The organism is Streptomyces sp. CB09001 (genome assembly GCF_003369795.1).
Classification (GTDB): Bacteria; Actinomycetota; Actinomycetes; order Streptomycetales; family Streptomycetaceae; genus Streptomyces.
In genome coordinates, this window is the sequence record NZ_CP026730.1 from 3,329,092 (window position 1) to 3,343,761 (window position 14,670).

13 protein-coding genes and 1 pseudogene are annotated in these 14,670 nt (G+C 70.7%); 9 read left to right on the forward strand and 5 right to left on the reverse strand.

The features are described from left to right. Positions 1-125: 125 nt before the first annotated feature. From C4J65_RS15230 to C4J65_RS15245, 4 genes and pseudogenes are all read left to right on the forward strand, one after another. A pseudogene (locus C4J65_RS15230) lies at positions 126-1,083 on the forward strand (hypothetical protein). Further along, positions 1,080-1,772 (forward strand): ATP-binding protein, encoded by a 693-nt coding sequence (locus C4J65_RS15235; RefSeq protein WP_115746465.1) that lies wholly within the window; start codon positions 1,080-1,082, stop codon positions 1,770-1,772. Before C4J65_RS15230 ends, C4J65_RS15235 begins: the two are co-directional and overlap by 4 nt. Before the next feature lie 878 nt (positions 1,773-2,650). After that, positions 2,651-2,983 (forward strand): plasmid mobilization relaxosome protein MobC, encoded by a 333-nt coding sequence (gene mobC / locus C4J65_RS15240; protein WP_031043831.1) that lies wholly within the window; start codon positions 2,651-2,653, stop codon positions 2,981-2,983. Further along, on the forward strand, positions 2,980-4,722 hold the full coding sequence (locus C4J65_RS15245; RefSeq protein WP_115742896.1) for a relaxase/mobilization nuclease domain-containing protein: 1,743 nt from the start codon (positions 2,980-2,982) through the stop codon (positions 4,720-4,722). Before mobC ends, C4J65_RS15245 begins: the two co-directional genes overlap by 4 nt. 14 nt (positions 4,723-4,736) lie before the next feature. Here C4J65_RS15245 and C4J65_RS15250 read toward each other — a convergent pair whose 3' ends face one another. The 4 genes from C4J65_RS15250 to C4J65_RS15260 all read right to left on the reverse strand — a co-directional run bounded on the left by C4J65_RS15250 (position 4,737) and on the right by C4J65_RS15260 (position 8,093). After that, positions 4,737-5,483 (reverse strand): class I SAM-dependent methyltransferase, encoded by a 747-nt coding sequence (locus C4J65_RS15250; RefSeq protein ID WP_115742897.1) that lies wholly within the window; start codon positions 5,481-5,483, stop codon positions 4,737-4,739. Then, the gene (locus C4J65_RS15255) at positions 5,480-6,793 is read right to left on the reverse strand and encodes an asparagine synthase-related protein (RefSeq protein ID WP_240330428.1); all 1,314 of its coding nucleotides are present in this window, start codon (positions 6,791-6,793) and stop codon (positions 5,480-5,482) included. Before C4J65_RS15255 ends, C4J65_RS15250 begins: the two co-directional genes overlap by 4 nt. 786 nt (positions 6,794-7,579) lie before the next feature. Continuing rightward, positions 7,580-7,729 (reverse strand): hypothetical protein, encoded by a 150-nt coding sequence (locus tag C4J65_RS36075; protein ID WP_157852335.1) that lies wholly within the window; start codon positions 7,727-7,729, stop codon positions 7,580-7,582. Then, positions 7,722-8,093, reverse strand: a complete 372-nt coding sequence (locus tag C4J65_RS15260) for a hypothetical protein (RefSeq protein WP_148315135.1) — start codon at positions 8,091-8,093, stop codon at positions 7,722-7,724. The genes C4J65_RS36075 and C4J65_RS15260 overlap by 8 nt, the downstream gene beginning before the upstream one ends. A 167-nt stretch (positions 8,094-8,260) precedes the next feature. Between C4J65_RS15260 and C4J65_RS15265 the strand changes: the two genes are divergently transcribed. The 5 genes from C4J65_RS15265 to C4J65_RS15290 all read left to right on the forward strand — a co-directional run bounded on the left by C4J65_RS15265 (position 8,261) and on the right by C4J65_RS15290 (position 14,391). After that, positions 8,261-9,517, forward strand: a complete 1,257-nt coding sequence (locus tag C4J65_RS15265; protein ID WP_115742899.1) for a helix-turn-helix transcriptional regulator — start codon at positions 8,261-8,263, stop codon at positions 9,515-9,517. A 14-nt stretch (positions 9,518-9,531) separates the two neighbouring features. Further along, a complete protein-coding gene (locus C4J65_RS15270) occupies positions 9,532-9,897 on the forward strand; it encodes a hypothetical protein (RefSeq protein WP_031043854.1) in 366 nt (121 codons plus the stop codon). Between the two features lie 715 nt (positions 9,898-10,612). After that, complete coding sequence (locus C4J65_RS15275; protein ID WP_162833196.1) at positions 10,613-12,340, forward strand: SpoIIE family protein phosphatase; 1,728 nt, start codon at positions 10,613-10,615, stop codon at positions 12,338-12,340. 394 nt (positions 12,341-12,734) lie between these two features. Further along, the gene (locus tag C4J65_RS15285; protein WP_031043860.1) at positions 12,735-13,250 is read left to right on the forward strand and encodes a DUF5994 family protein; all 516 of its coding nucleotides are present in this window, start codon (positions 12,735-12,737) and stop codon (positions 13,248-13,250) included. A 100-nt stretch (positions 13,251-13,350) separates the two neighbouring features. Continuing rightward, a complete protein-coding gene (locus tag C4J65_RS15290) occupies positions 13,351-14,391 on the forward strand; it encodes an acyl-CoA desaturase (RefSeq protein ID WP_031043862.1) in 1,041 nt (346 codons plus the stop codon). Here C4J65_RS15290 and C4J65_RS15295 read toward each other — a convergent pair. Beyond that, entirely contained in the window at positions 14,388-14,669 is a 282-nt protein-coding gene (locus C4J65_RS15295; protein ID WP_030401450.1) for a hypothetical protein, read from the reverse strand. The two genes, C4J65_RS15290 and C4J65_RS15295, sit on opposite strands and share 4 nt — an antisense overlap. Between the last annotated feature and the right edge of the window lies 1 nt (position 14,670).

Here is a 14,670-nt window from a genome sequence, read left to right on the forward strand (position 1 = left end):
AAGCGCGCCCGGCTCTCAGCCAGCCTCGCGTCAACGGCCGACCAACTCCCCCGCCTTTGCCGTCACGACCGAGGGTGAGCCATGGGTGCCCGCCCATCGGCCACCGAGTAAGGAACACTCCGCTCTTGGCACGGATCCGCACCATCAAGCCCGAAGCCTTCGTCTCCGAATCCCTCGCCGTCGTCACCCTGACCGCCGAGCGCACCTTCTTCGGTCTGCTCACTCAGGCCGACGACCAAGGCCGCTATCGCGACCACGCGGCGATCATCGCCGGTCAGCTGTGGGTTCTGCGTCCGGAGCACACTCCCGCCGAGGTCGAGAAGGATCTCGCCCAGCTGGCCGACGCCGGCCTGGTCTGCCGGTACAAGGGCCCGGACGACAAGCGCTACCTGCACATCGTCACGTGGCACAAGCACCAGAAGATCAACCGGGCCAGCAAGAGCCGCATCCCGGCCTGCCCTCGCCACAACGATCCGAACGGTGCCCCGGGCGGCACCGAGGCTGTCGAGGCCGTGGCACCCGCGCCGTCCGTAACGCACGGAGCCGTCGCGGACCATGCGCCGAACCCTCGCGGAGGTGGCAGTGAAGGGGCACGGAACCCGCACGATCCCTCGAACCAAACGGAAACCACCAGCAAAACCGCAGGTCAGAAGGCGTTCAGTGAGCCCTCACCTGAACCTCACGGACTCGTGCTTGAGGCCGCGGTGACACCTCACGGTCCGGATCTAGGACCTAGGATCATGGATCTAGGATCTACCCCTTCGGGGGGGCGCAAGCGCCCCCGCGGCCAGCACCGTCTCGGCCAAGCAGCTCATCGCCGAATACAGCGCGGCATGCGCCCACCGCCCGCCCCAGGACGTCCTGGGCCATCTCGGCCGAGAGGTGCGCAAGCTGCTCGCCGAAGGCATCGCTCCCGACCACGTCAGGGCAGGGCTCGTCCTCCACAGGACCAAGGGCAGGCACCCCAGCATCCTGCCGAGCCTGGTGCACCAGGCCATGAACGCCGCCCTCGCCCAGCCCGTCATCCACAGGGCGTGGACAAACCCCGCCGACGTCGAAGCCGCCTACGGAGAACAGCTCTGACCTCCACCCTCACCCGCGAACCCCAGCCCGTCGGCCCGCTCGCCGACCGTCTGAACGGCATACTGGCGGGCCGTGGCATCGACCCCGGCGCCGTAGCCGCGGAGCCGTCCGCCGAACCCGTCACCGCCTTGGAGCTGGCCGACGCCCGCATCCCGGCCCGCTACCGCCGTGCCCTCGCCGACCACCCTCAGATCATCGCCTGGGCCGACCACATCGCCCATGCCGGACGCCCCGGCCCGAGTGGGCCTGGCATCGCCGAGGGTCCCTCCCTGCTGATCGCCGGCCCCACCGGCACGGGCAAGACGCATCAGGCGTACGGCGCCGTCCGGGCTCTCCTCACCCGCGGGGTTCGCCTGCGCTGGGAAGCCGTCACCACCGCCGACCTGTACGCCCGCCTGCGTCCCCGTGCCGGCCACGACGCCGAACGCGACCTGCAGACCCTGGCCCGCAGCCCACTGCTGCTTCTGGACGACCTCGGTGCGGCCAAGACCAGCGAGTGGACCGAGGAGCTGACCTACCGGCTCATCAACCACCGGTACGAGCACTTGCTCCCCACCCTCATCACGACCAATCTGCCCACCGCCGAGCTGCGCACCACCCTCGGTGACCGCGTCGCTTCCCGCCTCGCGGAGATGACCGACCGCGTCATCCTCAAGGGCCCTGACAGACGACGTCACCGCTCCCCCTGACGATGGAGAAGGACCGGATGACGGAAGGGCAGTCCGCGAGCGCGCGTCCTTTCACCAGGAGGACCGGCCGCGTGCCGCGTCGAGGACCGAGCGAGGGTGTCGGGGACCGGTCCTCAATGGCCGGGGACCGGACGGCACATGCGAGGACCGAGCATCCCGGTCCCGGGACCGTGGCCGCCCGAGGTGGGGACCGGTCCTCACCAGACATCGGGGACCGGTCCCGTACGTCTCGGGGACCGGTCCCCGACGGTCCCGTCGGACACGAGAACGGTCTCCTGGCAAAGCAGCAGGTCACAGCCCCCAGGTGGGCGGAAACAACGGTCCTGCACCGCGCATGACAGTCAATCGTGAGGGAGGACCGAGCCCTGCCGGGTCCCGGTCCTGCCGAGGACCGAAGACCCGCACAACGCGGTCCGCGGTCCCCGAGCGTGATGCACAGAGGAAGAGAGGACCGGTCCTCGCGGACCGCTCCAACCTGGAGCCCACCCCACACGGTCCCGTAACGAGCCCGCCCGGTGTCAGCCGCGCACGGCCGCCGCTACGGGTTCTCATCGTGGAACACCCACCCAGAAAAGCGACCCATGCACCAACCACATCAGCACACTCCTGACGACGTGCGTCAGGGGGCCGCCATCTCAGCCTCCGACGGAGCAAGTTGGTGCAAGAGCATTGCTCCCGACGGGAGCAATGCTCTTGCGTCTCCCGCCCCGAGAGCGGCGGGCCCGGAAGCGACCGAGGACGGATCGCAAACCGGCGGGGAAGAGCTACACGCGAACCACAGCATCGACTGCGCGCGCACCTCTCCGTCACAGCCTCGCATACAGCAGCGCGAACGCCTGCGCGACGAGAACAAGCGCCTGCACCAGCCCAGCTGCCGCATGAACGACGCCGAGTACCAACTGCTCGCCCGAGCAGCCGCCACGTGCCACATGAGCATCGCCGGCTTCCTCGCCCGCGCCGCTCTCAACGCCGCCCACGACCTCGGCCGCACCGCCGAGGACATCGCGGGCGAGCGAGAGATGCTGCACGAGCTGTTCGCGCTGCGGCGCCACCTCGGGCAACTCGGCAACAACCTCAACCAGGTCGCCAAGGCACTGAACTCCGGCGCCGACGCACCGCAGGCAGAGGCGGTCCTCGCCGCCGTACAGCGCGCCGCCAGGCGCGTCGACGCCTTCACCCAGCACCACTTGGACAACAGGAGGGCCAGGTGATCCCCCGCATCCACGCAAGAGGCACGCGCACCATCGGCCTGCTCCACTACCTGTACGGGCCCGGCACGCACGAAGAACACACAGACCCGCACCTGGTGGGCGCCTGGGACAGCCTCGCCCCTGATCCCGGGCGCGACCTCGACGCCACGTACGGAGATCTCCAGCGGCTGCTCGACCAGCCGGTCAACGCCCTGCCGAAGAACCGACGGCCCGCCGAGCACGTGTGGCATCTGTCGCTACGCGCCGCTCCTGAGGACCCGGTCCTGTCGGACGAGCAGTGGGCCGAGATTGCGCGCCGAATGGTCGCCGCCACCAGCATCGCTCCCGACGGTGACGACGCCGCCTGCCGCTGGGCAGCGATTCGGCACGCCGACGACCACATTCACATCATCGCCACCGTCGTACGAGAGGACGGCCGGCAAGCCCGCATTCGCCGGGACGGCAAGCGTTCCCAAGCGGAAGCCCGCGTGATCGAGATCGACTACGGGTTGCGCCGCCTCGCCACCGGCGATGGCACCGCAGCCCGTCGTCCGACCAGCGCCGAACGGCACAAGGCCCAGCGGGAAGGCCGGGAGCGCACGGCGCGGGAGGAACTTCGTGAGTCCGTGCGCCGGGCAGTGGCCGGTGCTGCCTCGACGGACGAGTTCTTCGACCGCCTGGCCGCCGCCGGTCTGCTGATCCGCAAGCGTCTCGCGCCTTCCGGCGACCTCCTCGGGTACAAGGTCGCCCTCCCTGATGACCGGAACAAGGACGGCGAGCCGGTCTTCTACTCAGGCTCCAAGCTGGCGCCCGACCTGTCCCTGCCCCGTGTCCGCGAACGCTGGAGCCGGCCCTCGGAGACGCCCACCGCCATCGACGGTTCATGGCCGGATCAGCCTGCACTGCCGCCCGTGACAGGCCCCGCGTTCGCGCGGCGGCGGGCCGCGGCTGCCACGTGGCAGGCCCTGCTGGTGATCGACCACGGCGACGACGGCACCGCAGCAGCCCAGATCGCCGCGACCGGAGAGGTCCTGGACGCGCTGGCCAAGACCTCCGCCGCCCACACCCGGGCTGAACTGCGCGAGGCAGCCTCCGCGTTCGAGCGCGCGAGCCGCTCCCACGTGAAGGCGGTACGCGGGCACGACCGGGGCCTGCGACAAGCCGCCCGTGATCTCGTCCACAGCGGGCCGGTCCTGGGCCGGGGCGAAGACGGCGCATGCACGGCCATGCTCATCGACATGGCCTTCTTCGTCGTGACCGCCGCGGCAAAGTGGCACGCCAGGAAGCATCACACCCAGCAGGCCACAGCAGCCCAGCAAGCCGCCGAGCACCTCCGCGCCGCCTACCAGGCCGCCTCAGTCCAGCCCATGACCGCACTGAGCCAGCGAGGCCGGCGGCTGACTCAACGTGTTCGGCAACAGCAGGCGAACCTGCTCCACCAAGTGCTGCCGGAGCTGGCCGACCAGATCGAGGCTGAGGCCGGTTGGCCCGCCTTGGCCGCCACACTGGACGACGCCCGGAGGGCCGGCCATGACCCGGCCGCCCTGCTGACCGAAGCCACGGCACGGCGCGAACTACGCTCCGCCGGATCCATGAGCGACGTCCTCGTCTGGCGCCTGCGCCGCAGCGCTCACCTGCCCGCACTACCCGACGACCGCAACGCCACGGCCCTCCGAGCCAACCGGCACACCTCGCACTCGGCGCCCACCACGCAGTCGGCGCCCGGCCCGACAGGGAACGATCCCCGCCGTGGCCGCTGACGACCGTGTCCTGATCATCTGTACCGGGCCACGGTGTACGCGGTAGGCCCGTGCAAGGTGCCTGCTCCGATCTCGTCGCTGATCTGGAGGACGTCGAAGCCGGCGAGCGTCGCGTACAGCTCCAGCTCACGCGGCCCGAGAACACGCCGACGAATCACGTCCTGTGTTTCTTCACCTGAGTTGAACACCCAGTGCCGGCGCATGGTGTTCATCTGGGTCCGCAGGTCCCACTCGTAGGTGATGGTCACGTGGGCTGTGTCCGATCCGGTCTCGACCTCTGCTTCCTGCGGCTCATCACGCTCGATCGGGGCTACGGAACAGCAGAGTACAAGGAGCGTCCCGGGACGGGCGTGCGCTGCGAAGGTCCGGAAGACCGCCTGGATGTCCTGGTTGTCGTGCACGTAGGAGAGGGAGTTTCCCAGGCAGGTCAGCACGTCAGCGGTGTGGTCGAGTCGGATGGTGCGCATGTCGCCGAGGCGGATGTCGAGGCCGGGCCGTGTGCGGCGGGCGTAGTCGACCAGGCCGGGCTGGAACTCGACACCGATGCAGTCGAAGTGGCGGGCCAGCAGCTCCAGCTCTCTCCCGGTTCCGCAGCCCAGATCCAGCAGAGTGCGGGCGTCCGGGCGGTGCCGATGGACGAGCGCCCGACAGCTGCTCGCGCTGGTGCTGTCGGACTGCACTCTGTCGTACAGGGCGGGGTCTCGGTAGAAGAGGTTGGAGGCTGCCAGGTGTCTGGGTTCGGCGATGTCCAGGCCGCTCATGCGAGGCTCCGCAGTCCGACTTCCAGGGCGAGTGTGTCGCACAGCAGGTCGGGCACCGCGGGAGTCCGCTCGGCGTGGTCGCGGGCCCGGCTGAGGGCGTCGGCATCAACGTAGCCGAGATCGATCAGCAGGGAATCGGTCAGCATCTCGTCCAGGAGAGGTAGCCCGTAAGTGCGCAGTCCCGACTCCATGACCGCGAGGAAGTTCTCCGGCTCGGTCGGAGCCGCAACGGACTCGGGCAGACCCGTCCGCCGAAGTCGGTCGCGGAACATCTTCTTGTCGCGTTTGTACTCGTACGGCAGTTGCTCCATGAAGCGGATCATCCGGGGGTGGACGAGCGGGGCCACCGGCCAGATACCGAGTCTCACGTACGCCGGGTTGTGCAGGCCGAATGCCATGAGCGTCGGCACAGGCAGGACCGGGATGGGAGCGAGGTTCTCGTTCACCTGGGCCAGCGCCGCGGTGGCCTTGTCGCCGAGCCATGGCACCGGCTCCATCGGCGGGAGTCCGGCTTCCGTACGCGAGTGGTGGGCGTTGACCTCGTCCCCGCCGCCACCTGTGAAGATCAGCTCGCAGCCGTGTGCGGCCACGTGCCCGCGCATGATGTCGAACGCTTCCTGGTAGAAGGCGCCTGCCGGATCGTGCGGCCGTCTGCGTTCCCTCACGCCTCCAGGCACGAAGGGCGGGTGCTGCATCGCCGGCACGGCGGTGTCGCGCAATCCCAGGTGGTCCACCAGGGAGCGGCGTCGGTCTCGCTGGAGCTGGCCGATGCTGCCGCCCATGAGTAGCCCGAAGGTGTGCACGGAGCCGAATCCGGCCGCTACGGCGGACAGTGCCACGTTGGCCGAGTCCGCTCCGCCTGACACCTCGACGCCGACGCGGCCGGCCGTCGATCGCCACTCGGCCACGGCCTCGGTGAGCAGTGCGTCGAACGCGGTCACGGGGTCCACTCCGCTACGGAGGCTGCGGGGTTCCAGGACGTGCTGGGCGGGCTCGGGGTAGAGGATGGAGAGCCCTGCCGGCGTGAAGACCGCGGTAGCGCGTTCGGTGAGTCGGTACACGCCGTCGAAGAGGGTGTCGGTGCTGTAGCGGTGTTGGCGGCTCAAGGTGCGGGCGACCGCTCGTGGATTGAGCTGGTCAGGTCGCAGGTGCGGCCGGAGGTCGACGATGTCCCACGCCCCGAAGATCTCGTCGCCGACAGCTGTGAGGTACAGCGGGACGGTACCCAGCATTCCCGCCGAGACCTGGATCTCGTCGGGCCGGACGAGCAGCGACGTGTAGTCGGCTTCACCGTCTCTGTCTTCTCGCACCAGCACACAGACGCTCGATCCGTCGCCTGGTATGAGGTCCGCGACCAGGACGGTTGCGTGAGCGGGCCGGATCCAGCTCTCCCCCTTGACCCAGCGGTCTGTGTCCCATCGCCAGCCGGCGTCCCGGGTGTCTGCCAGTCGCACACGAAACGAGAGCACTCCGCTCCCCTCCTCTACGGAGCGGCGGAGCAGGACGCCAGGCCCTGCTCCGCCGCGTTCACCGGCCGGTCAGCTGCAGTGGTCGCCGTTGTTGTCGCCACCACCGGGCATCTTGTCGAGCAGCGCCGCGTCCATGCTGGGGACGCCGGTGACCAGGTCTCCCGTGAAGAGCTCGTCGATGATCATGACTGTTCCTTCCTCCTGCGGAGTGGGTGGACGGGCACCGCGAGCTGCGGAACCCGGACCCGTCCCTGCCGCCGGCGTTCACGGCGAACTGGACGGGAGCTCGTCGGGTGGGGGCCCGCTCTGGCCGAGGGGAGAGAGCGGCTGAGCCCTTCCCCGGTGGGGACCGGGTCTTCCCGAGGGCTCGCTCGGCCAGAGCGGGAGTCCGTAGGTCCGGAGCGGACCGGTGGTCTCTCTCAGTCGGGGGCGAGGTGCCACAGAGCCCAGGCGACCGGGGTAGTGGAGACGATGATCAGGGCCGACAGCAGCCACTGCCGCCAGCCATAGGGGCGACCTCGCCTGTTGCGCCGCCGGCTCACCATCCCAGGGACACCGCCACCACGATCGATCCCCCGAGCACCATGACGCACGCGATGTACATGACCTGAGCCGTGACCTGGCCTTTCACTGCGCGCCCTGGTCCTTGCCACGCTGTTGCCCCACGGTCGGCGCGAGGCCAGGTCGGCCGACGAAGACGCGTCGTGCTCGTTCCTGGTCGGGCAGGGTGGCGCCGATCCGGCACACCGGCGGCTCGGCCGGCGTTTGGTCAGCCATCGTTCTGGTCCTTCCTCCGGGTCGCGCGGTAGACGTCGGCGAAGCGTCTGGTCAGTGAGCCGAGATCCCGCATGTACTGGTAGGCATGGAAGTGAGGGGACTGCTCCGTCGGCCGGCGCGTCAGGTCGAGGACCCGGTAGCCCTCCCGGAACAGCGCCTGGACGGCCGGGTTCTCGTCGAAGCCGAGCTCCTCGGCCATCAGCACTCTCAGGTGGCTGACCAGGTCTCGGGTCGTGGCGTCGATCACCGGGCGTTCGGGCATCATCAGGCGAATGGCCAGCGCGGTTTCCACGGTCTCGTCGACCGCCTCCAGGACGATCGACACTCCAGCCACCTCGAACGACGTGACGCTTCCTGCTGCCATTGCCCGCACCCCTTCTCCGGTCTCCACCGTTGTCGTGCCTGACAACGTCCAGAAAAGCGGCTCGTGTTGGCGCAGACCACGGCATCCGCGGGGCAGTCCTGAGACACTTCTGGGACAGCCCGGTGCCGTCGGGTTAGACGCGGGTTGGTGCGTGGAAAGGGGGCGGCATGGGGCTTGCTGAGCGGCGCAGGGCGCTGGGCTACAGTCAGGAAGAGCTCGCGCACGCCCTCGGCGTGGACCGACGGACCGTCGGCCGCTGGGAAGGCCGCTCCACCACGCCGCAGCCGCCGCTGAGACCACGGCTGGCCGAGCTGCTCCACCTCGACCTTGACGAACTCGACGCCTTGGTGGGACAGCCACGAGCAGCCCACCCGGAGTCGGCAGGGCCGCCGCCTCGCGACCACCACGGCTCAGGGGACCTCGACGACATGATCCGACGCCAGTTCCTGCGCGCCATCACCGTCACCAGTGCCCTGGTGGCCCTGCCCCCCGACGAGGGCGCAGCCCTCGCGGAGGGCGCGCTGCGCGGGATGTCCGACGACTTCCTGCGCATGAACGGACACCTGTGGCAGGTCTACCAACTCGCCCGCGCCAAGCGTTCCGTCTACCCGGTCGTCCGCGACCAGCTCACCGCCCTGAACGAGACCCTCGACGGGCGGCCCGAGGTCGAAGCACAGGCCCTGTGCGGCGCGGCCGGCGACCTCTTCCAGCTCGCAGGAGAACTGGCCTTCGACGGCAACCGCTACACCGACGCCGCCGCCTCCTACACGCTCGCCGCCTCTGCCAGCCAGGAGGCGAAGTCCTACGACCTGTGGGCGTGTGCCCTCGTCCGCCACGCCTACGTCGATCTGTACGAACGCCGGTACGCCGACGCGGTCGGCACGCTGTCGGCCGCCGAGAAGGTGGCAAGGCGCGGGGACGGTTCCCTGTCCACCCGCTACTGGGTCGCTGCCGTCCAAGCCGAGGCGTACGCCGGCCTCGGCGACCTCTCCGCCTGCGAACGCGCCTTGGACGAGGCGGAGAAGGTGACCGGCCTGAGCGGGGCGGCCCACAACGGTGGCTGGCTGCGTTTCGACGGCTCCCGCCTCGCAGAAGAGCGTGGCGCGCGCTACCTCCAGCTTGGACGCCTCGACCTCGCTGAGAAGGCACTCAGCAGCGCGCTCAGCCAGGACATCCTCGCTTCCGGCCAGTCCTTCCGCCGACGCGGTGCGGTACTGACCGACCTCGCGGCCATCGGCGCCCGGCGCCAGGACCCCGACCAAGTACTCGCCTACGGCGGGGAGGCGCTGCGACTCGCCCACACGACCTCCTCGGGTTACGTCGCCCATAAACTTCAGGGGCTACGAACCGACCTCGGCCCGCTCTCCCGCGACGCTCGTGTGGCGGAGCTGGGCGCCGAGATCGACGCACTGTGCACGACGTGACGAGAGGGGAAGGCATGTCGCAGTCCGAGGGCGCCCGACTGTTCCGCGAGGCTTGGATCACCGGAGTGCGCAAGCACTTCCCCGGCGAGCCGAAGCCCGGCTACGTCACCCCCTGGGACGAGACCCCCGAGTGGGAGCGCCAGGCCGCCGGTGCCGTCCACGACCAAGTGCGCCAGTTCCTCGACCTCAGCGACCGCCACGCCTCCCGCCTCACCCGCGAGCAGAAGAGCCGCTTTGTCGCCACCTGCTGGACCGCGCAGATGTACAAGCACTTCGAGAACCCGAAGCCGGGCTATGTCGCCGACTGGCCCGACCTGCCCGACTGGCAGAAAGAGACCGACGCGGACATCTTCGAGGCGATCGAGGATGCTCTGAAGTAGTCGCACGGGGCTGCCATTCAAGTCGGCCTGCGCAACCGCCGGGCTTCCTATGGCGTCGATCGGCCCTCCCTTCGCGGCTCGTTTCCGACCGCCGCGTCACGGTTCAGCTCCTGTGGGACCGGCGCGGCGAGGGGGCCGGACAGCGGGCGGATCCTGTTGAGCATGCGCGCGGCTCCGAACTGTTCGCCGGGGTCTCCGGTTGTCCCTTTTCGGGACGGGCGTCATGTCCCGACTCGGGACAAACCTCTTGTCCCGACTCGGGACGGGCTTCCTCCCCCACGACCGCCGAGGCTTTGACTGTCACCATCGCGGCCGGCCCGACAGCCGCCGCAACACCGTCGTAGCCGTGAACAGTGTGCTCGCCGTCCTGACGGTCAGCGACGACGCCTTCATCGAGCAGCATCCCGGAGATCCTGTCACCTGCTGGCCTCGCCGTCCTCGTCACGGGCCTGGCCGCGTCCGTGCCCGGGCGGAGCTGCGCTCCCCGCGGTCCGGGGCGAGGACGGCGCGGGGTACGGCTCGCCGGAGACGAGCGGACCAACCGCCCGGGAGACCCGGCGTCTGGCCAGACGGCGGGATGACGACTGCCCCTGGTCCGGACATACCTGGCTGGCCCGTGGGCCGTGCCCGCGCGGTGTGCGCCGTCTGCCCCGGTGCCGTGCGAGCAGGGCCGCGTCGGAGCACCATCGACGGGAAGACAGCCTCTGGAGGGTCCGTGCGCGATGCGGTGGGTGATGACGTGGGGGCGTGGCCGGTGGGCGAGCCGGGTTTCTGGCGGCGGGTCGTCGAGCGGCTGGGCACGGCGGTGCTGGTGCTGGACACAGCCGGAAGCGTGATCGTCGCGAACCCGGCGGCCGAGCGGCTGCTGGGCCGCACCACCGGGGCGATGCGGGGAGCCGACGCACACGATCTGCTGCACCGGGACGCGGACGGCAACAAGGTGCCGCGAGACCGGTGCCCCCTGCTCCACGCGCTGGCCGAGGGGCAGGGGGCGCGAGGGGAGGGCGGCACATACCTGCGCGGTGACGGTCGTCTGCTGGCTGTCTCCTGGTCCGCATCCCCCTTGACGGAGGACGGCTCCGTGCAAGGCATGGCACTGCTGTTCACGGACGCCACGGGGGACCGCCGCGTCCACCGGGAGCGAACGGCGCGCACGCGCGCCCTGGAGGACCTCAACGAGCGGCTGTCCCTGGTCGCGGAGATCACGGACGTCCTGGGGCAGACTCTGGAGACCGACGAGGCGCTGGCCCGCCTGGTGCGGCTGCTCGTGCCCCGTCTGGCCGACTGGGCCGCGGTGGACCTGCGGACCGGTTCCGGCGAGGTCCACCGGGTGGCGGTGACCGGTCCGGAGGGACGGGACGCCGGATTCCAGGGCCGGAGCGTACTCGGCGCGGAGGGGGCCGGTGAGGGGGAGGACTCGCCGCTGGGCCGTGCGCTGGCCGGGGGCGAATCCGTGCTCCAGGAGCGGGTGGCTGCCGTCACCCCGGCCGCCGGACATCCTCCTCTGGCGGCTCTCCACAGTGGCTTCCTGGCGGCGGTGGGCGCGAGTTCCGCCGTTACGGTGCCGCTCGGCGCCCGGGACCGGATCACCGGGGCGCTGACGGTGGTGCGCACCGACCCGGCGCATCCCTTCGACGAAGACGATCTGGCGGCAGTGAGTGACGTCGGTCGCCGGGTCGGCGTGGTCATCGACAACACCCGCCGCTACGGCCGTCAGCGCGCCGTCGCCGAGGCCATGCAGCGCAACCTGCTCGTCCCGCTGCCCCGGCCGGGCCACCTCCGGCTGGCCGCCCGCTACCAGCCCGCACCCGCGGGCTCCCAGGTCGGCGGGGACTGGTACGACGCCTTCATGCTGAAGGACGGCGCGCTCGCCCTGGTCATCGGTGACGTCGTGGGCCACGACCTGACCGCGGCGGCCGGCATGGCCCAACTGCACGGCATTCTGCGTTCGCTGGCCTGGGATCACACGGGACCGCCCGGCGCCGTCGTCGACCGCCTCGACGCCGCCATGCCGGTCATCACCACCGTCCCGCTGGCCACCCTGATCCTCGCCCGCGTCGAGGGCGACCCGGACACGGGACCGTGGACGCTCCGCTGGACCAGCGCGGGGCACCCGCCCCCGCTGCTCCTCTCCCCGGACGGCACCGCATGCTTTCTGGAAGCCGGCCAGGGGCTGCTCCTCGGCACCGGATCCGTCGGCGACGCGGACCGACCGGACGCCACGCATCCCCTGAAGCCCGGCTCCACCCTGCTGCTGTACACGGACGGGCTCGTCGAGACACCGGGCAGCGACCTCGACACGGGCCTGGACCGGCTGCTCCGGCACGCCCTCACTCTCGTCCACGAACCGCTGGACAGGCTGTGCGGAAAGGTGCTCGCCCACCTGCCGCCCGGCAGCACCGACGACGTGGCCCTGCTCGCCCTGCGCGTACCGCCGCCATGAGACGTGGTGGCCGTCGGACCGGGCCGGTGCCGCGGAGGCGCCCACCATCTCCCACACCACTGATGACCTGCTGTCACGCCGCCTTTACTCGCCGAGGAGTAGTCTGAGGAGACCGAGGGCATCAGGCACGCCGGTGGCGGACCGGCTCCACCCCGGTATCCACCGGCGTTCGTCACGCGGAAGGGTCTCCCCCCTTCACCCCGCATACGCCCGCCGACTCCCTTCCCGCGAACTCGCGGCGGTCGTCGGCGCTTTCCTCCGGCAAGAGCGGCCAGGCACGACCTCCAGCACCCGGATCCACCGGCCACGTCCGGCGCTGCCCGACAGCCCGCGGACCGTCGGCCGCCGTGCCCTGCCGAACCGGCCGGCACCCAACTCGTCAGAGAGATCCCACGTGATCGCCACAGTCCCCACCGCACCGTCCACCCTGTCCCCGCCCCTGCCCCTCGTCCGCCTGCGTCTCGCGCCGCACGGCGCGCTGCCGCGCCGGATCGACGGAGTGTGGTGGCCGTACTCCCGCGATCTTCTGACACAGCTCCCGAAGATGCTCGCCGCGCTGCCGAGAGCGTGGGGCGACATCACCGGCGTCACCGTGGACGCCGCGGCCTGGTCGGCGGCACCGGGGCGCATGTTCGTCGCCAACCAGGTCGTCCGCCTGCACAAGGCCCCCGCCTCTCCGCACGCCCCGGACCGGGTCGTCCTGCTCTCCCCCGGGCTCGGCCGTTGGGACCTGCAGGTGATCCCGCCGGACGCGACGGAGGAAGCAGCCGCTCTCCTTACGACGGCCGCCTTGGACGACCGGCGGCCCGGCGCCGAGGGAGAAGCCCGGCCCCCGGCCCCGACGGCGGCGGCAGGTCCGCGCGGCCGTGTGGGACCCACCGGGCGGGGAACCCGGGCACCTCGGTGGTAGGAGCCGCCGCGGGCACGTCCATGTACGCACCTGCTCCCCGCGCCCTACTCGCCCTGCGGCCGCCCCGAGTCATCCGCCCGCTTCTGAGAGAGACGTCCTCATGACCATGGCCACCACCACCGCCACGCGCCCCGACACTCCCGGCAGCGACTTCGCCCGGTTGTCGAAGAAGATCGCGGACGCCGGACTGCTGGGGCGTCGCCCCGGCTACTACACGTTACGCATCACCGCCGTGACCGGGCTCTACGCCGCCGGATGGGCCGCGTTCGTCCTCGTCGGCGCCTCCTGGTGGACACTGGCGATCGCCGCGTTCCTGGCCGTGATGTACGGGCAAGTCGCCCTGGTCGCCCATGACATGGCCCACCGGCAGGTGTTCCGCCGCCGCCGGGCCAGCGAGTTGTCCGGACGGATCGCCGGCGCGTCGATCGGCATGAGCTACGGCTGGTGGCAGGACAAGCACACCCGTCACCACGCCAACCCCAACACCGAGAACCTCGACCCCGACATCGGACCCGACCTGCTCGTCTGGTCCCCGGACCAGGCCCGCGCCGCCACCGGACTGCCCCGCCTGCTCGGCCGCTGGCAGGCGTTCCTCTTCTTTCCCCTGCTCACGCTGGAGGGCTTCAACCTGCACGTGGCGAGCGGCAGGGCCATGGCCAACCGCCGGCTCAAACGCCGGGCGGTCGACGGCGCTCTGCTCCTGGGGCACTGCGCCGTCTACCTGGCCGCCCTGTTCTGGGTCCTGCCGCCCGGGATGGCGATCGCCTTCCTCGCCGTCCACCAGTGCCTGTTCGGCGTCTACCTCGGTTCGGCCTTCGCGCCCAACCACAAGGGGATGCCGATCCTGACGGCCGACGACCGCCCCGACTTCCTCCGCCGCCAGGTGCTGACCTCACGCAACGTCAACGGCGGCCGGTTCACCGACCTGGCGCTCGGCGGCCTGAACCACCAGATCGAGCACCACCTGTTCCCGAGCATGCCCAGCCCCAACCTGCGCAAGGCCCGCGCCATCGTCCGGCGGTACTGCCGGGACCTGGGCGTCGACTATGCGGAAACGGGCCTGGTCGCCTCCTACCGGTTGGCACTCACCAGCCTCCACGACGCCGGCGCCCCGCTCCGACGGACCCGCGTCCCCACCTAGCGGGGCGAGACGCCGCCGTGGGTACGGCGGCGTCCAGGACGCAGCCGTCCGCGTCCGCCGTACCGGGAGCCCCGGCGCTCGCCGGCGTCGTTCGCGACCGGAGACCGTCGGCGTACCGCCGGCCCTTCGTCGGTCTTCCGGTCTGGTGCGACGACACCGCTGCGGCCGTAGTGGAAGGCGGCACTTCTGCCCCCGTGCTGGGAGTTCAGGCGGTGGATGAGGAACGCGCCTGCCGCGATCACCGCCAGCAGCACGAACACCGTCACGAGGATGTCCATG